Origin of the sequence: Caballeronia sp. LjRoot29, assembly GCF_964252755.1 — a bacterium.
Classification (GTDB): Bacteria; Pseudomonadota; Gammaproteobacteria; order Burkholderiales; family Burkholderiaceae; genus Caballeronia.
On record NZ_CAXUPU020000035.1, the window covers coordinates 1 to 20,499 of the forward strand.

The window sequence follows — 20,499 nt, forward strand, 5'->3', positions numbered from 1 at the left end:
CCAACACTAAACTCGCGAAGACTTGGAAAGCAACAACCCGGCATTGACCCAGACCGCTAACGCCAGAACCTAACCTTTGACCACTACCCCCCAGAACCACCCCCCGAACAGTGCGAACGATCCCCTCTTCTAAATCGCCTGCGCCCGCCCCGGAAAAGTCTCATCGAAATCTGCAGCAAGGTCGAGCGTCGCCACGCTCGCGGCATCGTCTGGCGTCGCCGTCCCACGCTGGTCACGATACATGATCGGTGGAAGCCCGAACTGCTTCCTAAACTCCCGCCCCAAATGCGACGCATCGGAAAAACCGCAACTCGATGCAATGTCCGCCACCGTCTTGTCGGAGCTCGTCAGCAACCAGGCCGCCGTGCGCAAGCGCACCTGCTTCGCATAAGCCTGCGGCGCCTTGCCGGTCTCCGCCTTGAACAAACGCTCCAACTGACGTGTCGATAAATCCAGCTTGTGCGCGAGCTCATCAAGCGTCAACGAACGCCCCACATGCTGCTCCATCAGCAGGATTGCCCGCTTCACCTTCGGATGCGTGGCGGGCGCAAGCCCCGGCGGATGCGGCTGCGGCGCATTGCCCTTCTGCATGTCATCGACCAGCAGAATGCGCAACGCTTTTTGCACCGTGGCAGCTTCAAAATGGCGCAACAGGATGGCCGCGGCAACATCAATCGATGCCCGTCCGCCCGAGCACGTAATGCGCCGGTGATCCATCACGAACAAACGATCCGCGACCAGCATCTCCTCGTTCACACCGGGAAAACGCTCGACGAAATCCCAGTAGTGAAACCAGCTCACGCAGATCCGATATCCCTCCAGCACGCCCGCCCGCATCAGCGAAAACACCCCCGTGCAAATGCCAACCAGCGTCGCGTCCGTGGTCGCGGCGCGGCGGATGAATTGCAGCGTGGCATCGCTCGCGCCCGCGCCGGAATGCAGCAAACCGCCCACGACGACCACGTAGTCAAACGGCTCAGCTTTCTCGAAGGTCTCCCACGGCGTGATCTGGATGCCGCAACTCGCGCGCACCGGCGCAAGCGTTTCCCCAATCACGCTCCACGAGCAGCGCACTGGCTTGCTGAAATCGCCTTCATCGGCCGATAGACGCAATAAATCGACGAAGCCGGAAAACGCCGTCAACGTGAAATTCGGCAACAACACAATGCCAAAACGGATGCGCTGTTTGGACGCCGTGTCGGGCGATTGAGGAGGGAGAAGATCAGCGGGATTCATGCGCTTGCCATTTGATGTGCAGCCGTCATTCGCGCCATAGGCGATGGGCGACATGACGACCCGGTAATCAATCAGCATATCACCGTCATTAAGGGGTTTGAAATACCGGGATTTACGCGGCTATCGAAGTGTTTGGCAGCCCACAACGGAAAACGGCTTGTCCTGATCAGGGCAAGCCGTCTCCGATAGCCGGCCGCCTGCCCGACTATTTTTAATCCATTAAGACTGGTTCAGTACAAAGCCTATACGGGCTCAGCGCGGCCTCAGCAGCTCGGATTAATGAGCAGTGTGATCGACGTGCTTGGCCTTTGTGTACTTGTGGTGATGATGCGGCTTTGCATACGACATAGCCGGTGCGGCAATAGCCGCAACAATAAAGACCGCGAGGACTTTCTTCAGAATATTGTTCATGGGGCGAACCTGATGGGCGAGAGTTTGACGACTGGTTGATTCAAGCGCATTCGGAAATGCCGTCACAGTGTATATCAGCGTTTCTTAAACCCTGTAAGGATCAATAAGGCCCGCGCTGAAAGTGTTGTATACGGCCGACACGTCAATTTTGCGCCGAATTTCCGCCTCGCGATTCATCTCTCTTCTCTACCCGATTTGTTCCATCACCCCAGATTCCAAGATCGAAACAAGCGCAACCTGGCGCTCATGTAGCGCTTATGTGGCACTTTAAGGGGCGCTCAGCTGCCCGAACCGCTGGCGCTAACCGGCGCACCCGGGCCGCTTGGTGTTGCGGTGCCCATGCCGGTGGTTTTGCTACCCGTTGCAGCCTTGGTGTGCTTCATTTTCTTATGTTGCGACATGCCGGGATTTGCCGCCGTTCCAGCCGACTGGTTGGTGGTCTGAGCGTTGTCACCCGCTTGTAAGCCAGTGCTCGAGCTCGGCGGGTTACTTTGGGCGAAAGCCGTGCTTGAAATGCAAAGTACGGCGCCGATCGCGTATGCCATTGAGAAGTGCTTCATGCCGGTTTCCTTTCTGTAGGACGGGCGAGCAGACGCCCATAGATTGTTGAAAGCGGGCAAGCCGACGTTCAAAAGCTTGCTCATCAGCTTATTCAGCATGCGACGTGCCACCACCCTGCCGCAGGCCTGCTCAGGCTCGTTACGCGCCCGCCGTCTGCCATTTTTTGTCGCCGATCATCGCTAATGCGCCTTGTCATCAACCCATGTTGCCGCGCTGACGCCGCCATCCCACGTGCATGCCGTTTTTGTTCTATCAGCGGAAATTGGCGTGCGGTGCAATGGCTACCTAGTGAAATCCCATGCAGTCCACCGATAAGGCACCCCATGAACGTCAGCGTTTTCGATCTGTTCAAGATCGGCATCGGTCCGTCAAGTTCGCATACGGTTGGCCCGATGATCGCAGCGTGCCGCTTCGCCTCGCATATCGAGGACGCGAACCTGCTGGCGTTCGTGCGTCGCGTGCGGGTGGATTTGTTCGGCTCGCTGGGCGCGACCGGCAAGGGCCACGGGACCGATAAAGCCGTGCTGCTTGGACTCGAAGGCAATCTCCCCGACTCGATCGATCCGGATGCGATCGAACCGCGTCTGCGGGAGATCCGCGAGTGCAAGAGCCTGAATTTGCTTGGCAAGCACACGATCAAATTCGACGAGCGCGAGCACATTGGTTTCTTTCGCAAGCTGATGCCGGGCGCGCCCGGGTCGAGCGTGGTCCATCCGAACGGCATGCGCTTCCAGGCCTTCGATGAAAACGGCCAGCTCGTCGTCGAAAAAGAGTACTACTCGGTCGGCGGCGGTTTTGTGATCAACAGCGAGGGCACGCGCGTGAACGGCGTGCAAGCGAGCGGTGGCGTGCCGCACCCGTTCCGCACCGGCGACGACCTGATGCGCGTATGCCGCGAAACGGGTTTATCGATTGCCGAGATCACGATGCTCAACGAATCCGCATCGCGGCCGGCGCGTGAAGTGCGCGAAGGCTTGCTCGCGATCTGGCGCGTCATGGCGGCGTGCGTGGAACGCGGCTGCAAGGTGCGAGGCGAATTGCCCGGCCCGATGCACGTGAAGCGTCGCGCAGCAGACCTCTCCGCGCAGTTGCGCAAGCACTCGGAAGAGTCGTTGCGCGACCCGCTCTCCATGCTCGACTGGGTCAACCTCTATGCAATGGCCGTGAACGAGGAAAACGCAGCGGGCGGCCGCGTGGTGACCGCGCCCACGAACGGCGCGGCCGGCGTGATTCCCGCCGTGCTGCACTACTACGTGAAGTTCATGCACAACTCGACCGACGAGGGCATCGTCACGTTCCTGCTGACGGCAGCGGCTATCGGAATCATCTACAAGGAAACGGCGTCGATTTCCGGTGCTGAAGTGGGCTGCCAAGGCGAGGTTGGCGTGGCGTGTTCGATGGCCGCAGCCGCGCTCGCCGCTGTCATGGGCGGCACGCCGACCCAAGTCGAAAACGCCGCTGAGATCGGCATGGAACATAACCTCGGCATGACCTGCGACCCGGTTGGCGGTCTCGTGCAGATCCCCTGCATTGAACGCAACGCGATGGGCGCGATCAAGGCGCTCAACGCCGCACGCATGGCGATGAAGGGCGACGGCACGCACTACGTATCGCTCGATAACGTAATCAAGACCATGCGCGAAACCGGCGCTGACATGAAGACGAAATACAAGGAGACGTCACGCGGCGGATTGGCCGTGAACGTCATCGAGTGCTGATTTTTAAAGTTTTGCAAAAGGAAACACCATGAGCCGCTATTCGATATTCAGCCTGTTGCGCAACGGCATGTCGTATCACGAGAACTGGGAGCGCCAGTGGAAAAGCCCGGAGCCGAAGCAGGAATACGACGTCGTGATCGTCGGCGGCGGCGGGCATGGTCTTGCGACTGCCTACTATCTTGCCAAGGAACATGGCGTGCGCAACGTCGCCGTGCTCGAGAAGGGCTGGATCGGCGGTGGCAATACGGCACGCAACACGACCATCGTGCGCTCGAATTATCTGTGGGACGAATCGGCGGCGTTGTACGAAAAAGCGATGCAGTTATGGGAAGGACTCTCGCAAGATTTGAACTACAACGTAATGTTCAGCCAGCGCGGCGTGATGAACCTCGCGCATACGCTGCAAGACGTTCGGGATACTGAACGTCGCGTCAACGCGAACCGCTTGAACGGTGTGGATGCAGAATTCCTCACGCCTGAACAGATCAAGCAGATTGAGCCGACCATCAATTTGAATAGCCGTTATCCGGTGCTGGGTGCGTCCATCCAGCGTCGCGGTGGCGTGGCGCGTCACGACGCCGTGGCCTGGGGCTTTGCGCGCGGCGCGGATCAGGCAGGCGTGGATATCGTGCAGAACTGCCAGGTCACGGGCATTCGCCGTAACGGCAGCCAGGTGATCGGCGTGGATACCACGAAGGGTTTTATCAAGGCGAAGAAGGTAGCAGTCGTAGCTGCCGGCAACACCTCCACGCTCGCCGATATGGCCGGTATCCGGCTTCCGCTGGAAAGCCATCCGTTGCAAGCGCTGGTGTCCGAGCCGATCAAGCCCGTGGTCAATACGGTGGTGATGTCGAACGCGGTGCACGCGTACATCAGCCAGTCCGATAAGGGCGATCTCGTGATCGGCGCTGGTGTTGACCAGTACACGGGCTTCGGCCAGCGCGGCAGTTTTCACATCATCGAAGGGACGCTTGAGGCGATCGTCGAGATGTTCCCGGTGTTCTCGCGCGTGCGCATGAATCGTCAATGGGGCGGGATTGTGGATGTGTCGCCGGATGCGTGCCCGATCATCAGCAAGACCGATGTGAAGGGCCTTTACTTCAACTGCGGCTGGGGTACGGGTGGCTTCAAGGCGACGCCGGGTTCGGGTTGGGCCTATGCGCACACCATCGCGCACGACGAGCCTCACGCGCTGAACGCGCCGTTCTCCATCGACCGTTTCTACACGGGTCACTTGATCGACGAACACGGCGCTGCGGCCGTCGCCCACTAACCTGCATCTGGAGAAAAGACATGTTGCTGATTGAATGCCCCTGGTGCGGGCCCCGCGCCGAAAGCGAATTCTCGTGCGGCGGCGAAGCCGATATCGCGCGCCCGCTCGACACCGAGAAGCTCACCGATAAAGAATGGGGCGACTACCTGTTCATGCGGAAAAATCCGCGCGGCGTGCATCGTGAACAATGGATGCACGCGCAAGGTTGCCGCCGCTGGTTCATGGCACAACGCGACACCGTGAGCTACGCATTCCAGGGCTATGAAACGTTCGCCCGGCCGCTTGCCGTGATGGAACAGAAAGACGAAGGACAACCGACATGAGCCAGAAAGACCGACTCGCCACGGGCGGGCGCATCAACCGCGCCATTGCGCTTACGTTCACGTTCAACGGCAAGACGTATCAGGGCCATCAAGGCGATACGCTCGCCTCCGCGCTGCTCGCAAACGGCGTGCATTTCGTGGCGCGCAGCTGGAAGTACCACCGGCCGCGCGGCATTGTGACGGCCGATGTGGCGGAGCCGAATGCCGTCGTTCAGCTTGAAACCGGCGCTTATACCGTGCCGAATGCACGCGCCACCGAGATCGAGTTGTATCAGGGGCTGGTGGCCAACAGCGTGAACGCCAAGCCGAGCATCGAGAACGATCGCATGGCGGTGAACCAGAAGATCGCCCGGTTTATTCCGGCGGGCTTCTACTACAAGACCTTCATGTGGCCGCGCAAGTTCTGGCCGAAATACGAAGAAGTGATCCGCGATGCAGCCGGTCTCGGCAAGGCGCCGGAACACGTCGATGCAGATCGCTACGACAAGTGCTTCGCGCATTGCGACGTGCTCGTGGTCGGCGCCGGCCCTTCGGGTCTGGCTGCGGCGCATGCGGCCGGCCTGTCAGGTGCACGCGTGATTCTCGTCGATGACCAGCCGGAACTCGGCGGTTCGCTGCTCTCGTATCGCACCGAAATAGACGGCGCACCCGGCTTGAAGTGGGCGCAAAAGATTGAAGCTGAATTGCGCAAGATGCCGGATGTGAAGATCCTGTGCCGTAGCACGGCGTTCGGATATCAGGACCACAATCTCGTTACCATCACGCAGCGCTTGACCGAGCATCTGCCGGTATCGATGCGCAAAGGCACGCGCGAGCTGCTGTGGAAAGTACGCGCCAAGCGCGTCATTCTCGCCACGGGCGCGCAGGAACGACCGATTGTGTTCGGCAACAATGATCTGCCCGGCGTGATGCTGGCGTCGGCGGTGTCGTCGTATTTGCATCGCTATGCGGTCCTGCCGGGACGCAATGCAATCGTGTTCACGAACAACGACAGCGGCTACCAATGCGCGCTCGATCTGAAAGCGGCAGGCGCGCAGGTGACGGTAGTGGACCCGCGTCTTGCCAGCGACAAGGGCGCACTTCAGGGCCAAGCAAAACGCTATGGCGTGAAGGTCCTGAATGGCTCCGTGGTGACCGTGGCGCACGGCAAGTTGCGCGTGGCGTCGGTTGAGGTCAGTGCCTATTCGAACGGAACCGTTGGCGTGAAGCAAGCGGACCTGCCTTGCGATCTGCTCGCGGTCTCTGGCGGCTGGAGCCCGATCCTGCACCTGTTCGCACAGTCCGGCGGCAAGGCGCACTGGCACGACGAAAAGCTCTGCTTCGTTCCCGGCAAAGCGATGCAGGCCGAGAGCAGCGTAGGCGCGTGCGCCGGTGAATTCACGCTCGCCCGTGCAATCCGTTTCGCCGTCGATGCAGGCGTGGACGCCGCGCGTGCCGCAGGTTTGATCGTGGCGCGCCCGACACCCGTGCAAGTGGCCGAGGTCAGTGAAGCACCGCTCATGCCGTTGTGGCTCGTCGGTGGCCGTGAGCTGGCGACACGGGGTCCTAAGCAATTTATCGATTATCAAAACGACGTGTCCGCCGCCGATATCTTCCTCGCCGCGCGCGAAGGGTTCGAGTCGGTTGAGCACGTAAAGCGTTACACGGCGATGGGCTTTGGCACGGACCAAGGCAAGCTTGGCAACATCAACGGCATGGCGATTCTTGCTCAGGCGCTGAACAAGACCATCCCTGAAACCGGGACCACGACCTTCCGTCCGAACTACACGCCGGTCACGTTCGGTACGTTCGCGGGCCGTGAGCTGGGCGAGTTCCTCGATCCGGTTCGCAAGACCGCTGTGCACGAATGGCACGTGGAAAACGGCGCGGAGTTCGAAGATGTCGGCAACTGGAAACGGCCTTGGTACTACCCGAAGAACGGTGAAGGCATGCACGCGGCAGTGGCGCGCGAGTCGCTGGCAACGCGCACGAGCGTCGGCATTCTCGACGCATCGACGCTGGGCAAGATCGACATCCAGGGCCCCGATGCTGCGAAGCTGCTCAACTGGGTCTATACGAACCCGTGGAGCAAGCTGGAAGTCGGCAAGTGCCGCTACGGCCTGATGCTCGATGAAAACGGTATGATCTTCGACGACGGCGTGACCGTGCGCCTCGCCGACCAGCACTACATGATGACGACCACGACCGGCGGCGCTGCGCGCGTGCTGACATGGCTCGAGCGCTGGCTGCAAACCGAGTGGCCCGACATGCGGGTACGGCTGGCATCGGTAACCGATCACTGGGCGACGTTCGCAGTTGTCGGCCCTAACAGCCGCAAGGTGTTGCAGAAGGTCTGTCGCGATATCGACTTCGCCAACGCTGCGTTCCCGTTCATGAGTTATCGCGAGGGGACGGTGGCGGGAGCGGCGTCGCGAATCATGCGCATCAGCTTTTCCGGCGAACTCGCTTATGAAATCAACGTGCCGGCGAATGTTGGGCGTGCTGTGTGGGAAGCGCTGATGGCCGCCGGCGCCGAGTTCGACATTACGCCCTACGGTACGGAAACCATGCACGTGTTGCGTGCCGAGAAGGGTTACATCATCGTCGGGCAGGATACCGACGGCTCGATGACCCCGTACGACCTCGGCATGGGCGGACTGGTCGCGAAGTCGAAGGACTTCCTCGGCAAGCGTTCGCTGACGCGCTCGGATACGGCTAAGGCGGGGAGGAAGCAGCTCGTCGGCTTGCTGACCGAAGATGCGTCGTTCGTGCTTCCCGAAGGTTCGCAGATCGTGCCGGGTCCGTTCACCGGCGACACCGCGCCCATGCTTGGCCACGTCACATCGAGCTATTTCAGCCCCATTTTAAAGCGCTCGATCGCGATGGCCGTCATCAAGGGCGGTCTCGACAAGATCGGCGAGTCGGTGATGATCCCGCTCGCGAACGGCAAACAGATGCCGGCAAAAATCACCAGCTCGGTGTTCTACGACAGCGAAGGAGCACGTCAACATGTGGAATGAAAATAGAAGCAACCAGACGGTCGTGGATCGCGCAATCGGGCAAGGCGTGTGGCAGGAGTCACCGCTTGTGGGCGTAGATGGCCTGCTGAAAAAACATCAGGCGAGTGCATCGAAAGCGTTCCGTCTGGTCGAGCGGCCGTTCCTCGAACTGGTCAATCTTCGTGGTGATTTGCGCGATGCCGCGTTCGTTGCCGCAGTTGAAAGCGTGATTGGTTGCAAGCCGCCCGAGAAGCCGAATACAACGGCGACGGGCAACGGCTATGACCTGATGTGGCTCGGTCCTGATGAGTGGCTGGTACGCTCGGCCGCTGCGCATTCCGCAACGCACGCCGCGCCAATGGAAGCCAGGTTGCGCGAGGCGTTCAACGGATTGTTCGCAGCGGCAGTCGATATCGGCAGCGGTTACACCGTCCTCGAAATCAGCGGCACGCGCACGCGTGAAGTGCTCGCGCGCGGTTGTCCGCTCGATCTGCATCCGAGTTTGTTCGGCGTCGGCCAATGTGCGCAAAGTCATTACTTCAAGGCCTCCGTGACGGTGTTACCAACCGGTGAAGACAGCTTCGACCTCGTGATCCGCCGTAGTTTTGCGGACTACTTCGTGAAGATGATGCTCGACGCGGCCGAGCCGCTGATGTCGTGAAACCGTACGAACCATTCGAAACATTAAGGCCCGGCGGACGAGGCTGGCGCATCGTTGTCGATGAGCTCGTGGTGCCTACGCGCATCGGCTTGTATGCCAGAGAGCATCTGGCGCCGCAGCCCGTTGCCATCGATGCAAGCCTGCATTATCGAGGCGTGCCGGCCGAAGAGAATGCGCACGAACTGATTGATTACGAGGCGTGGTGCGCAGGTGTTTCGGACTATCTGGAGAGCAAGCCGCATACACGCTTGCTCGAAACGCTCGCGGTGGAAATAGCGGCAATGTCGTTCACGCAATGGCCTGCGCTCGACGCGCTGACGCTGCAGCTTTACAAGCCGAAGATTCGCGAAGGCACGCGGCGCGTGGGCGTTGAACTCGACTGGCATCGTGCGGATTTCGATGCGTGGCGAGCGTCAACTGGGGTGAATACAGAGCATGCGATGGTTAAGGGCTGAAACGGCCATGACGTCGACGCGCGTTCAAACTGCCGGACTTTCGCAACTTGCATGCGAGCAGCGTGATCCTCATGCGGCGCTCGCATTGCTTGATCACAGCCTCGCGCTCGGGCATCGGCGAATTGCGTTGATCCGCTATTTGCATGCGCAGTATCTGGGTGCGCCGCTGGAGCGGCGCCACCATGAGTATGTTCACAAAGTGGCTGCACGATTAAGCACCGAGACGATCGCGCGCATAGCGATGGCCGCGCGTGCTCGGATCGAGGGGTGATCTAGCTTCTGTGCTTCCAGTCGACTAAATCTAAAGGGCATAGCGGCTGCCAAGCCGCCATCCCCTTTTATATGCATTACTCACTACAACGCAGCGATCGCATCCGCCTTCCGCGCCTTCGCTCCATGCGCGACGAAATACGGCGTATCAACACGCGCTAACGGCTCGCGTCCCCGGATCTTGTCCGCGATTTTTTCCGCCAGCATGATGGTCGGCGCATTCAGGTTGCCGGTCACGATCAGCGGCATGATCGACGCGTCCACCACGCGCAGCGATTCAAGACCGTGCACGCGGCCTTCGTTATCGACCACAGCCAGCTCGTCGTAACCCATCTTGCACGAGCACGAAGGATGGAACGCCGTCTCAGCACGTTGTTTGACGAACGCGTCCAGTTGATCGTCTGTAGTGAGATCCGCGCCTGGATGCAGCTCGCGTCCCCGATATTTTTGCAATGCCGGCTGATGCATGATCTCGCGCGTAATGCGGATCGCGTCGCGGAATTCTCGCCAGTCGAGCGGGTCCGACATGTAGTTGAACAAGATGCTCGGGTGCGCGTTCGGATCGCGTGACTTCAGCTTGATACGCCCGCGGCTTGGTGAACGCATTGAACCCACGTGCGCCTGGAAGCCATGCATCTTGATCGGGTTGGAACCGTTGTAATTGATCGCGACGGGAAGGAAATGGTATTGGATGTTGGGCCAAAGATCGTCGTCGCGCGTACGTATGAAGCCACCCGCCTCGAACTGATTGCTCGCACCAATGCCGGTACCGTTCAACATCCATTCAAGCCCGATCTGCGGCTGGTTCCACCATTGCAGCGCAGGGTAAAGCGACACGGGCTCAAGGCATTCGTATTGCATGTACATCTCCAGATGATCCTGGAGATTCTCACCGACGCCCGGTAAGTCATGCACTAGAGGCACGTCAAGTTCGCGCAGCCATGTCGATCGGCCGACACCCGAACGCTGCAGTAATTGCGGAGACGCAATCGCGCCGCTGCATACCAGCACCTCCCGGCGCACGTGCGCGGTGACGCGTTCACCACCATGAAGATACGCGACGCCAATCGCTTTTTTCCCGGCGAACAGGACGCGGTCCGTAACAGCATGCGTGACGATCGTGAGATTCGGACGACCTTTCGCGCGGTCGAGATATCCACGGGCGGTACTCGAGCGGCGGCCCTTCGGCGTCACGGTCCGGTCCATCGGGCCGAAACCTTCCTGGCTATAACCGTTGAGGTCACCGGTACGGGGATAACCGGCCTGCACGCCCGCTTCGACCATCGCTGCGAACAAAGGATTGTTGCCGGGCTTGGAGGTCGTCACGTGTACGGGACCGTCGCCGCCGTGATATGCGTTCGGTCCGGCATCGCGTGTTTCGGCTTTGCGAAAATATGGCAGGCAATCGGAATAGGTCCAGTTTTCAAGGCCTTGTCGCTCGGCCCAGCCGTCATAGTCGAGCGCGTTGCCGCGGATGTAGCACATGCCGTTGATCAGCGATGAACCGCCCAGTCCTTTGCCGCGGCCGCATTCCATGCGACGGTTGTTCATGTGCGGCTCGGGATCCGTTTCGTACGCCCAGTTATAGCGCCTTCCCTGCAGCGGAAACGCCAGCGCGGCAGGCATCTGCGTGCGGAAGTCGAAGCGGTAGTCCGGTCCGCCCGCTTCGAGCAGCAGCACGGTCAGGTCGGGGTCTTCGGTGAGACGCGAGGCGAGCACGTTGCCCGCCGAACCCGCTCCCACGACGATGTAGTCGAACTCGTTCGCGCTCATCGCTTGTCTCCTTGGTTCTTAGAATACGGGTTGGTAGGGACCCAGCTCGACCTGCACGGACTTGATGCTCGTGTAGTGCTCCAGCGTGGTGATACCGTTTTCGCGGCCTACGCCCGACTGCTTGTATCCGCCCACGGGCATTTCAGCAGGCGATTCACCCCACGTATTGATCCAGCAGATACCCGCTTGAAGCGCATGAATCACACGATGCGCACGCGACAGGTTCTCCGTGACCACGCCCGCGGCGAGACCGTATTCGGTGGCGTTGGCGCGATCAATCACTTCGCTTTCCTCATCGAATGCGAGGATGCTCATGACCGGCCCGAAAATCTCTTCGCGAACAATGCGCATGTCGTCGCTGCAGTCGGTGAAGATGGTCGGCTCGACGTATTGCCCTTGGGCGAACGCGTCATGAATGATGCGCGATCCGCCGGCAATCAGCCGTGCGCCTTCTTGCTTGCCGCTTTCAATGAAGCCCAAAACCTTTTGCAATTGCGCAGCGCTGACAAGCGGGCCGAAGTTGGTGTTGACATCGGTTGGTGAGCCTACGCGAATGCGCTTTACGCGCTCCAGAATGAGCGATTCGAAGCGTTCGTATACCGGGCGTTGCACGAACACCCGCGTACCGTTCGTGCAGACCTGGCCGGAACTGAAGAAGTTGGCGCTCATTGCAATGTCGGCGGCACGTTCGAGATTGGCATCGTCGAAAATGACGAGCGGGGACTTGCCGCCCAGTTCCATCGTCACTTCCTTCAGCGATGAACCGCCGGCCATCGACATCACTTTCTTGCCTGTCTCGACACCGCCCGTGAACGACACCTTCGCGATGTCCGGATGCGCAGCGAGCAATGCGCCCACGCGGCCGTCGCCCTGCACGACGTTGAACACGCCGTCGGGGACACCGGCCTCGGAATAGATCTCAGCGAGTTTTAATGTGCTGAGCGGCGTGATTTCGCTGGGCTTGAAGATCATCGCGTTGCCTGCGGCGAGGGCGGGCGCCGACTTCCAGCAGGCGATCTGGACCGGATAATTCCATGCGCCAATTCCCGCGCACACCCCCAGCGGTTCGCGCCGCGTATAGACGAACGAGCTCGGGCGCAGCGGGATTTGCTGACCTTCTATGGCCGCTGCAAGCCCGGCGTAGTACTCGATGACATCGGCGCCTGTGACAATATCCACGGCGCGCGTTTCCGCGACTGGCTTGCCCGTGTCGCGGGTTTCGAGCGCGGCGAGTTCGTCGTTGCGCTCGCGCAGGATATCCACCGCGCGCCGCAGGATGCGCGAGCGTTGCATTGCGGTCATCGCGGCCCATTCACGCTGTCCTTCACGCGCCGAGCGTACAGCGCGATCAATATCCGCTGCGCTTGCCTGTTGAACGCTCGCGAGCGTTTCGCCCGTGGCGGGGTCGAGCGTGTCGAAGGTTTCGCCGCTGGTGGCGTCGACGTAAGCGCCGCCAATGTACAAGCGCTGCAATTCGAAAACGGGCATGGTGTAGTCCTTTAAGTGAGGGTCCGGCCCCGCGTGTCGCGTGGATCAAGCATGAGGTCGATGTAATCGTTGGCAAGGCGCATGGCCGCTCTCGTGTCGAACGGCTCGCCGGACAGTGCGCCGCGCAACCACAAGCCGTCGATCAGCGCCGCCAATCCGCTTGCCGCGCGACGCGCGGCGGCGCGGGGCAGCGCCTTCGAAAAATCGGCGCATAAATTGGAATGCAGGCGACGCGTGTTGACGTTTTGCAGCCGCCGCAATTGCGGTTTGTGCATGCTCTCCGACCAGAACGCGAGCCACGTCTTCATCACCGGATTGTTGACTTGCGCGGCATCGAAATTCGCCGCCACTACCGCACGCAAACGCGCCCGTGGATCGTCTTTTGCGGCCCGGCGCCTGCGCGATGTTGCGTTCCACAGGTCTCGTAGCACATGGCGCATGGTGGCTTCGAGCAGGCTGTCCTTGTCGCCGAAATAATGACTGACGATACCCGTGGAGATGCTTGCGCGCTGCGCAACCGATGCCAGCGTTGTGCCGGCTAGACCCGCATGGTCGATGCTCAGCAGCGTGGCGTCGATCAGCTGCGCCCGGCGGATTTCGCGCATTCCTAGCTTGGGCATGGGTTTTTATCGAAGAAGCTTCAGGAAAACAAGGATTGAATCCTAGGTATTTTATATTGATTGGTCAATCAATATAAAACCGCCATGTCGGTTTCTGCCAAACCCATGTCGCGTTCGATGCGCGTCCGAGGCGCGCCACAGGTCTACGCTCGTTAGGCGGTGCATGGTTGTGTTTTGCCGTGCAGATCGTCCACGAGACAAGGATCGAGACTAGGAGACAGGCAATGAGCAGTAATCGCGGTGTCGTGTATCTGGGGCAGGGCAAGGTTGAAGTGCAATCCATCGACTATCCGAAGATGGTCGATCCACGCGGCCGGCAAATCGGGCATGGCGTGATTCTCAAGGTGGTCACCACGAATATTTGCGGGTCAGACCAGCACATGGTGCGAGGCCGCACGACGGCTCAGGTCGGCCTCGTGCTCGGGCACGAGATCACCGGTGAGGTGATCGAGGTTGGGCGCGACGTGGAGACGCTCAAGATTGGCGATCTGGTGTCCGTGCCGTTTAACGTGGCTTGCGGCCGTTGTCCGACTTGCAAGGCGCAAAACACGGGCGTGTGCCTGAACGTCAATCCGTCGCGCGCGGGCGGCGCTTACGGGTACGTGGATATGGGCGGCTGGATTGGCGGTCAGGCTGAATACGTGCTGGTTCCGTATGCTGATTTCAATCTTCTGAAGTTTCCCGATCGCGACCAGGCGATGTCGAAGATTCGCGATCTCACGTGCCTTTCCGACATCTTGCCGACGGGTTATCACGGCGCCGTGATGGCCGGCGTGAAGCCGGGTTCGACCGTGTATATCGCAGGTGCGGGGCCGGTTGGGATGGCTGCTGCGGCATCGGCGCGTTTGCTTGGCGCGGCTTGTACGATCGTCGGCGATATGAACGAGGAGCGTCTCGCGCACGCACGCAAGGTGGGATTCGAGACGGTGGATCTGTCGAAGGATGCGACGCTTGGCGAGCAGATAGCGGCTATTCTCGGTACGCCAGAAGTGGATTGCGCGGTCGATTGCGTCGGCTTTGAAGCGCATGGTCATGGCAGCAGCGGAAGTCATCAGGAAGCGCCCGCTACGGTGCTTAATTCGCTGATGGAAATCACGCGGGTGGCGGGGGCGATTGGTATTCCGGGCCTTTATGTCACGGACGATCCGGGTGCCGCTGACGCTGCCGCGAAGAAGGGCGCGTTGAGTATTCGCTTTGGGCTTGGTTGGGCGAAATCACATTCGTTCTTTACTGGGCAGACGCCGGTCATGAAGTACAACCAGAATCTGATGCAAGCCATTTTGTGGGATCGTTTGCCGATTGCGGATATCGTTAATGTGTCGGTGGTGACACTCGATCAGGCGCCGGATGGATATCGGCAGTTTGACGGCGGTGCGCCGCGCAAGTTTGTGATCGATCCGCATGGGATGTTGAAAGCGGCCTAAGGTGTGGGTTCGCACCCGGGGTTCGCTTCGGGTGCAGGTTCTGGCGTTGGCGGTCGGGGGTTTTGTTGGGTTGCACGGGTTTTGGCGTGAGCGGTCTGGTTCAGTGCCGGGTTGCTGCTTTCCAGGTTTTCGCGCGTTTGGTGTTAGCTGTCTTCTTTACCACTATTAGCCACTGTGCGTGGCGGCACGTCATTTCTTTGTCCAAAGCGACAAAGAAACGAAGCAAAGAAAGCGCTTTCACCTCTCTAAAAATTAAGTGTCCACAGCGTGCAGTTTTGATTCATTGGTACCCGAAAAGCACGGTGCTCGCAAGAGCTTAGGATGTGTGAAACCCTCCTTCTCGCGAATCCTGACAGTAAAACGCTTCGCCCCTTACGCTCTCGGGCTAGCACCCTTGCCCCGCGAATCCACACGGCCTCACGCGTATTTGCCGCTGTGGCGCTTCGCGGGTTAGCTATGAGTTTGCATTGTTATTTGCCGGGTTAGGCTTCACGTATTCTGCAGATCCATTTCTCGGTGGTTTAAAAAATGGTTCGGCATGCATAAAAAGTTGGAGGTTGGTTTTCCGCGGATAGCGCGGGGTGCTCCTTGGGCAGGTTCAGTCGCTAGTGCTTGCCCGAGAGCGTACGGGGCGCAGCGTTTTACTGTCAGGATTCGCGAGAAGGAGGGTTTCACACATCCGGTGCTCTTGCGAGCACCGTGCTTTTGGGGCACCCATGAATAAAAACTGCACGCTGTGGACACTTAGGGTAGAGCGGTGAAAGCGTTTTCTTTGCTTCGTTTCTTTGTCGCTTTGGACAAAGAAATGACGCGCCGCCACGCGCAGTGGCTAATAGTGATAAAGAAAACATCCAACATAAAACCCGCGAAGACCTGGAAAGCAGCAACCCAGCAGTGAACCAGATCGCTAACGCAGAACCCGTGCAACCCGGCATTGACCCCGAGTGCTAACGCACAAACCGCCCGATCACAAACAAAAACTAAGCGGCGTTTTGAGCAATAGCCATCGCAGGAGCGACAACAGCAAGTGGTGGCAACTGGCGCCGCCGTTCCCTTGTGGGCGCAGTCCCAAACGCATCGCGATAACTCTTACTAAAGTGGCATGCCGACTGAAAGCCACAAGCCATCGTGATATGCATGATCGACATGTCAGTCTGCAGCAGCAATTCCCGCGCGCGCCGCAATCGCAACGTCAAATAATAATGCGTCGGCGTCATGCCAAGATGCTCGCGAAACAGCCGCTGCAATTGCCGCTGCGACATCCCCGCCAGCCGCGCCAATTCCTCCCGCGACAACGGCTCTTCTATGTTGTTCTCCATCAGCGAGATCACTTCGAACAGTGACTTGTTCGCCGACCCCAGCCGCGCGACCAACGGCATGCGTTGCTGCGCATTAGTATCGCGAACATGCTCCACGATGAACTGCTCCGCAATCTGCGTGACCTTCGCTGACCCCACGCGCGTAGCGATCAGGTTCAACATCATGTCGAGTGGCGCAACACCTCCCGTGCATGTCACGCGATCCCGATCGATCACGAATAGTTCTTTGAGAAAGCGTGTTTCCGGAAATTCCTCTTTCAACGCCGACATGTTTTCCCAATGGATCGCACATGCATATCCAGCGAGCAAACCGGCGCGAGCCAACGCATAAGTTCCCGTGCACAGACTGCCGAGCACACTGCCAAGCCGGGCAAAACGGCGTAAGGCGGCCAGGTGCGCAGGCGTGGTTTCGCGCTGGACGTCGATGCCGCCGACCACGAACACAATATCCGGAAGCCCCACGCATTCGACCGGTCCGGTATCGACGGAGAGGCCATTGCTTGCCGCCACAGGACCACCGTCCGGGCTTACGATCGACCACGTGTACAACTTCTGCCCGGTCAGGTAGTTCGCCATGCGCAGCACTTCGATGGCGTTGGTGAACGCGATCATCGTGAAGTTAGGCAGCGGCATGAACGCGAAATGCGCCAGCGACGCGGTTCGGTCGGGGGACATGGAGGAAGGAATCCTTCGAATCTAGTGAGGCTATGTCGTGGGGACACGACTATGGACATTTTGTAGATGTTTGCAACATGCATGCCATCAGGCTAAACCCTATCGGCACTGAAGCTTACGGCCGCGTAAGCGCTTGGCGACGCACCGCGAAGGGGATCGAAACCTCATTGAGCACCGCACGTGAGCGGAAATTGTCCGCTGCGGTGCAGCATCGAATTTGCGTTTGAGCGTGGCGCGCGACGACTTGTGTAAAACGGACGTCGATGTCGGAAAAGGCCAAGAACACGTCTAAATTCATAAATTGGCGCGTGGGGTGAAAGTCAAGAATAGACGCATCGGAAAGCGGTTCCCAGTGCGGCTGCAAGTGTCTTTGCATAAGGGCCCACAAAGCAAACCGCCTTTCCAAAAACGACTTGTCCCCGAACCCACGGATGCTTCAATGTCAAATTCCTCGACCCGCCCCGCCGCCCCTTTCTTCGAAGAACCGCTTGCCACCCGCGACGCGCCCGTGCGCAGCGCCATCCTTAAAGAGCTCGAACGCCAGCAGTCGCAGATCGAACTGATCGCGTCGGAAAACATTGTCTCGCGCGCCGTTCTCGAAGCGCAGGGTTCAGTGCTGACGAACAAATACGCGGAGGGTTATCCGGGCAAGCGCTATTACGGCGGCTGCGAATTCGTCGATGAAATCGAAACGCTTGCGATCGATCGCGTGAAACAGATCTTCAACGCGAAGTTCGCCAACGTGCAGCCGCATTCCGGCGCGCAAGCGAACGGCGCCGTGATGCTCGCGCTGACGAAACCCGGCGATACCGTCCTCGGCATGTCGCTCGATGCAGGCGGTCACCTGACACACGGCGCCAAGCCGGCGATGTCCGGCAAGTGGTTCAACGCAGTCCAGTACGGCGTGAATCGCGAGACCATGCTGATCGATTACGAGCAGATCGAAGAACTCGCGATGCAGCACAAGCCTACTTTGCTGATCGCCGGTTTCTCGGCGTATCCGCGGGAACTGGACTTTGCGCGTCTGCGTGCGATCGCAGACAAAGCCGGTTCAAAGCTCATGGTCGACATGGCGCACATTGCGGGCGTGATCGCCGCAGGGCGGCATCAGAATCCGGTTGAACATGCGCATGTGGTCACGTCCACCACGCACAAGACGCTGCGCGGTCCGCGCGGCGGTTTTGTACTGACCAACGATGAAGACATCGCCAAGAAGATCAATTCAGCGGTGTTCCCGGGCCTCCAGGGCGGTCCGCTGATGCATGTGATCGCTGGTAAGGCAGTGGCTTTCGGCGAGGCGCTGCAGCCCGGTTTCAAGACTTACATCGATAACGTGCTGGCGAACGCGAAAGCGCTGGGCGAAGTGCTGAAGGCCGGCGGCGTTGACCTCGTGACCGGCGGCACGGACAACCATTTGCTGCTCGTCGATCTGCGCCCGAAGGGCTTGAAGGGCAACCAGGTCGAGCATGCGCTGGAACGCGCCGGGATTACTTGCAACAAGAATGGCATCCCGTTCGATCCGGAAAAGCCGACGGTCACCTCAGGTGTGCGCCTCGGCACGCCGGCCGGCACCACGCGTGGTTTTGGCGTGGCAGAGTTCCGTGATATCGGCCGCCTGATCGTGGAAGTGTTCGACGCCCTGCGCGACCACCCCGAAGGTCACGCGGAGACCGAACACCGCGTGCGCCGCGAAATCTTCACGCTGTGCGAACGCTTCCCCATTTATTGATTACGCCCTCCTTCCTGGAGCAAGAGATGAGCACACTTCACGACAGCAGCATCATCATCGACGGCCTGAACATCTCGAAGTTCGAGCCGTCGGTGTTCGAGGACATGAGAAAGGGCGGCGTGACCGCAGTGAACTGCACGGTATCGGTCTGGGAGAGCTTTCAGAAGACCGTGGACAACATTGCCGAAATGCGTCAAATGATCCGTGAGCACAGCGACATTCTCACGCTCGTACGCACGACGGACGACATTCGCCGGGCAAAGAAAGAGAACAAGACGGGCATCATTTTTGGTTTCCAGAACGCGCATGCGTTCGAAGACAACCTGGGTTATATCGAAACATTCAAGCAGCTTGGCGTGAACGTGGTGCAGCTTTGCTACAACACGCAGAACCTGGTGGGCACCGGTTGTTATGAGCGCGATGGCGGTCTCTCGGGCTTCGGCCGCGAAGTGATCCAGGAAATGAATCGCGTTGGCATCATGGTCGACCTGTCGCACGTGGGCGGCACGACGTCTTCCGAAGCCATCGCCTTCTCGAAGAAGCCAGTGTGTTATTCGCATTGCTGCCCGTCTGGCCTGAAAGAACACCCGCGCAACAAGTCCGATGAGCAACTCAAGGAAATTGTTGATGCAGGCGGTTTCGTCGGCGTGACGATGTTCGCACCGTTCCTGAAGCGCGGTCCGGATGCGACGGTCGAAGACTACCTTGAAGCGATCGAGTATGTGGTCGACCTGATCGGCGAAGACAACGTGGGCATTGGCACGGACTTCACGCAAGGCTATAGCACGGAATTCTTCGACTGGATCACGCATGACAAGGGTCGTTATCGTCAATTGACGAACTTCGGCAAGGTCGTGAATCCAGAAGGTATCCGAACCATTGGCGAATTCCCGAACCTGACCGCCGCGATGGAACGCGCGGGCTGGGGCGAGTCGCGCATCAAGAAAATCATGGGCGAGAACTGGGTGCGCGTGTTCGACAGCGTCTGGAACGTCTGATCCGGCTCACTCAATAAAATAGGAACTCACACGATGCAACCGCAACTGCCTATTGACGTCGATCCGGAAACTGGCGTCTGGACGACTGACTCGCTGCCCATGCTCTACGTGCCGCGTCATTTCTTCACGAACAATCATTTGGCCGTTGAAGAAGCGCTGGGCCGCGAAGTGTATGCGAAGAGCCTTTACACGGCGGGTCACAAGTCGGCGTATCACTGGTGCGATAAAGAAGCCAAGCAGCATGGCATCAGCGGCATGGCGGTGTTCGAACATTATCTGAAGCGCCTGTCGCAACGCGGCTGGGGTTTGTTCTCGATTGTTGCAAGCGACCCGGCGGCCTCGACAGCCACCGTGCATCTGCATAACTCGTCATTCGTGCTCGCGCAGCCGGGCAAGGAAGGCAAGCTTTGCTACATGTTTGCCGGCTGGTTTTCCGGCGCAATGGACTGGGTCAACGACACGGCGCCCGAAGGCACCAAGAAAGGCCCGAAGTCATTTTCAGTTGAGACGCAATGCGCGGCTGAAGGGCATTCGCATTGCGTGTTTGAAGTGACACCGCTGGCAGCGTAGACGAGTAATAAAGCAGC

At 59.4% G+C, this 20,499-nt stretch carries 18 protein-coding genes; 11 read left to right on the top strand and 7 right to left on the bottom strand.

The annotated features are described in order from the left end of the window. Window positions 1-129: 129 nt before the first annotated feature. The 3 genes from ACSQ83_RS28755 to ACSQ83_RS28765 all read right to left on the bottom strand — a co-directional run bounded on the left by ACSQ83_RS28755 (window position 130) and on the right by ACSQ83_RS28765 (window position 2,306). Window positions 130-1,236, bottom strand: coding sequence for a GlxA family transcriptional regulator (locus ACSQ83_RS28755; protein WP_299716319.1), 1,107 nt, complete (start codon window positions 1,234-1,236; stop codon window positions 130-132). 276 nt (window positions 1,237-1,512) lie between these two features. Further along, a complete protein-coding gene (locus tag ACSQ83_RS28760; protein ID WP_414954234.1) occupies window positions 1,513-1,647 on the bottom strand; it encodes a hypothetical protein in 135 nt (44 codons plus the stop codon). Window positions 1,648-1,925: 278 nt separating this feature from the next. Continuing rightward, window positions 1,926-2,306: a hypothetical protein gene (locus tag ACSQ83_RS28765; protein WP_436230495.1), complete on the bottom strand. Its 381-nt coding sequence runs from the start codon at window positions 2,304-2,306 to the stop codon at window positions 1,926-1,928. Between the two features lie 225 nt (window positions 2,307-2,531). Between ACSQ83_RS28765 and ACSQ83_RS28770 the strand changes: the two genes are divergently transcribed. The 7 genes from ACSQ83_RS28770 to ACSQ83_RS28800 are packed head-to-tail and all read left to right on the top strand — an operon-like array spanning window position 2,532 to window position 9,887. Beyond that, window positions 2,532-3,926 (top strand): L-serine ammonia-lyase, encoded by a 1,395-nt coding sequence (locus ACSQ83_RS28770; protein ID WP_414969610.1) that lies wholly within the window; start codon window positions 2,532-2,534, stop codon window positions 3,924-3,926. Window positions 3,927-3,954: 28 nt separating this feature from the next. Next, a complete protein-coding gene (locus tag ACSQ83_RS28775) occupies window positions 3,955-5,199 on the top strand; it encodes a sarcosine oxidase subunit beta family protein (RefSeq protein WP_414954231.1) in 1,245 nt (414 codons plus the stop codon). A gap of 20 nt (window positions 5,200-5,219) precedes the next feature. After that, window positions 5,220-5,522 carry a sarcosine oxidase subunit delta gene (locus tag ACSQ83_RS28780; RefSeq protein WP_436230496.1) on the top strand — a complete coding sequence of 101 codons (303 nt, stop codon included), beginning with the start codon at window positions 5,220-5,222 and terminating at the stop codon, window positions 5,520-5,522. Then, the gene (locus ACSQ83_RS28785; protein ID WP_436230497.1) at window positions 5,519-8,521 is read left to right on the top strand and encodes a sarcosine oxidase subunit alpha family protein; all 3,003 of its coding nucleotides are present in this window, start codon (window positions 5,519-5,521) and stop codon (window positions 8,519-8,521) included. The genes ACSQ83_RS28780 and ACSQ83_RS28785 overlap by 4 nt, the downstream gene beginning before the upstream one ends. After that, a complete protein-coding gene (locus tag ACSQ83_RS28790) occupies window positions 8,511-9,161 on the top strand; it encodes a sarcosine oxidase subunit gamma (RefSeq protein ID WP_414954228.1) in 651 nt (216 codons plus the stop codon). Before ACSQ83_RS28785 ends, ACSQ83_RS28790 begins: the two co-directional genes overlap by 11 nt. After that, window positions 9,158-9,616: a dihydroneopterin aldolase gene (locus tag ACSQ83_RS28795; protein WP_414954227.1), complete on the top strand. Its 459-nt coding sequence runs from the start codon at window positions 9,158-9,160 to the stop codon at window positions 9,614-9,616. The genes ACSQ83_RS28790 and ACSQ83_RS28795 overlap by 4 nt, the downstream gene beginning before the upstream one ends. A gap of 7 nt (window positions 9,617-9,623) precedes the next feature. Continuing rightward, complete coding sequence (locus ACSQ83_RS28800) at window positions 9,624-9,887, top strand: hypothetical protein (RefSeq protein WP_414954226.1); 264 nt, start codon at window positions 9,624-9,626, stop codon at window positions 9,885-9,887. 83 nt (window positions 9,888-9,970) lie between these two features. Here the strand turns inward: ACSQ83_RS28800 and betA are convergent, their stop codons facing one another. Genes betA through betI form a run of 3 tightly spaced genes read right to left on the bottom strand, consistent with a single transcriptional unit; the run spans window position 9,971 to window position 13,767 of the window. Next, window positions 9,971-11,659, bottom strand: a complete 1,689-nt coding sequence (gene betA / locus ACSQ83_RS28805) for a choline dehydrogenase (RefSeq protein WP_436230498.1) — start codon at window positions 11,657-11,659, stop codon at window positions 9,971-9,973. Window positions 11,660-11,677: 18 nt separating this feature from the next. Then, window positions 11,678-13,147: a betaine-aldehyde dehydrogenase gene (gene betB / locus ACSQ83_RS28810; RefSeq protein WP_436230499.1), complete on the bottom strand. Its 1,470-nt coding sequence runs from the start codon at window positions 13,145-13,147 to the stop codon at window positions 11,678-11,680. Window positions 13,148-13,158: 11 nt separating this feature from the next. Next, a complete protein-coding gene (gene betI / locus ACSQ83_RS28815; RefSeq protein WP_436230500.1) occupies window positions 13,159-13,767 on the bottom strand; it encodes a transcriptional regulator BetI in 609 nt (202 codons plus the stop codon). 224 nt (window positions 13,768-13,991) lie between these two features. On the opposite strand from betI, the gene fdhA reads away from it, so the two are divergent. Continuing rightward, window positions 13,992-15,191: a formaldehyde dehydrogenase, glutathione-independent gene (gene fdhA / locus ACSQ83_RS28820; protein WP_414954222.1), complete on the top strand. Its 1,200-nt coding sequence runs from the start codon at window positions 13,992-13,994 to the stop codon at window positions 15,189-15,191. 980 nt (window positions 15,192-16,171) lie between these two features. On the opposite strand, the gene ACSQ83_RS28825 is transcribed toward fdhA, so the two are convergent. Beyond that, on the bottom strand, window positions 16,172-17,185 hold the full coding sequence (locus ACSQ83_RS28825; protein WP_299716368.1) for a GlxA family transcriptional regulator: 1,014 nt from the start codon (window positions 17,183-17,185) through the stop codon (window positions 16,172-16,174). 439 nt (window positions 17,186-17,624) lie between these two features. Between ACSQ83_RS28825 and ACSQ83_RS28830 the strand changes: the two genes are divergently transcribed. From ACSQ83_RS28830 to ACSQ83_RS28840, 3 genes are read left to right on the top strand one after another with little or no spacing between them, the layout of a single operon-like run. Beyond that, window positions 17,625-18,914 (top strand): serine hydroxymethyltransferase, encoded by a 1,290-nt coding sequence (locus tag ACSQ83_RS28830; protein WP_414970203.1) that lies wholly within the window; start codon window positions 17,625-17,627, stop codon window positions 18,912-18,914. A gap of 26 nt (window positions 18,915-18,940) precedes the next feature. Then, window positions 18,941-19,912, top strand: coding sequence for a dipeptidase (locus ACSQ83_RS28835; RefSeq protein ID WP_299716374.1), 972 nt, complete (start codon window positions 18,941-18,943; stop codon window positions 19,910-19,912). A 33-nt stretch (window positions 19,913-19,945) separates the two neighbouring features. Continuing rightward, the gene (locus tag ACSQ83_RS28840; RefSeq protein ID WP_414970204.1) at window positions 19,946-20,482 is read left to right on the top strand and encodes a DUF5943 domain-containing protein; all 537 of its coding nucleotides are present in this window, start codon (window positions 19,946-19,948) and stop codon (window positions 20,480-20,482) included. The last annotated feature ends 17 nt before the right edge of the window (window positions 20,483-20,499 follow it).

Coding starts and splice junctions, on each gene's coding strand:
- ACSQ83_RS28755 (WP_299716319.1), bottom strand. CDS start 1,236: ATGAATCCCGCTGATCTTCTCCCTCCTCAATCGCCCGACACGGCGTCC.
- ACSQ83_RS28760 (WP_414954234.1), bottom strand. CDS start 1,647: ATGAACAATATTCTGAAGAAAGTCCTCGCGGTCTTTATTGTTGCGGCT.
- ACSQ83_RS28765 (WP_436230495.1), bottom strand. CDS start 2,306: ATGCTGAATAAGCTGATGAGCAAGCTTTTGAACGTCGGCTTGCCCGCT.
- ACSQ83_RS28770 (WP_414969610.1), top strand. CDS start 2,532: ATGAACGTCAGCGTTTTCGATCTGTTCAAGATCGGCATCGGTCCGTCA.
- ACSQ83_RS28775 (WP_414954231.1), top strand. CDS start 3,955: ATGAGCCGCTATTCGATATTCAGCCTGTTGCGCAACGGCATGTCGTAT.
- ACSQ83_RS28780 (WP_436230496.1), top strand. CDS start 5,220: ATGTTGCTGATTGAATGCCCCTGGTGCGGGCCCCGCGCCGAAAGCGAA.
- ACSQ83_RS28785 (WP_436230497.1), top strand. CDS start 5,519: ATGAGCCAGAAAGACCGACTCGCCACGGGCGGGCGCATCAACCGCGCC.
- ACSQ83_RS28790 (WP_414954228.1), top strand. CDS start 8,511: ATGTGGAATGAAAATAGAAGCAACCAGACGGTCGTGGATCGCGCAATC.
- ACSQ83_RS28800 (WP_414954226.1), top strand. CDS start 9,624: ATGACGTCGACGCGCGTTCAAACTGCCGGACTTTCGCAACTTGCATGC.
- betA (WP_436230498.1), bottom strand. CDS start 11,659: ATGAGCGCGAACGAGTTCGACTACATCGTCGTGGGAGCGGGTTCGGCG.
- betB (WP_436230499.1), bottom strand. CDS start 13,147: ATGCCCGTTTTCGAATTGCAGCGCTTGTACATTGGCGGCGCTTACGTC.
- betI (WP_436230500.1), bottom strand. CDS start 13,767: ATGCCCAAGCTAGGAATGCGCGAAATCCGCCGGGCGCAGCTGATCGAC.
- fdhA (WP_414954222.1), top strand. CDS start 13,992: ATGAGCAGTAATCGCGGTGTCGTGTATCTGGGGCAGGGCAAGGTTGAA.
- ACSQ83_RS28825 (WP_299716368.1), bottom strand. CDS start 17,185: ATGTCCCCCGACCGAACCGCGTCGCTGGCGCATTTCGCGTTCATGCCG.
- ACSQ83_RS28830 (WP_414970203.1), top strand. CDS start 17,625: ATGTCAAATTCCTCGACCCGCCCCGCCGCCCCTTTCTTCGAAGAACCG.
- ACSQ83_RS28835 (WP_299716374.1), top strand. CDS start 18,941: ATGAGCACACTTCACGACAGCAGCATCATCATCGACGGCCTGAACATC.
- ACSQ83_RS28840 (WP_414970204.1), top strand. CDS start 19,946: ATGCAACCGCAACTGCCTATTGACGTCGATCCGGAAACTGGCGTCTGG.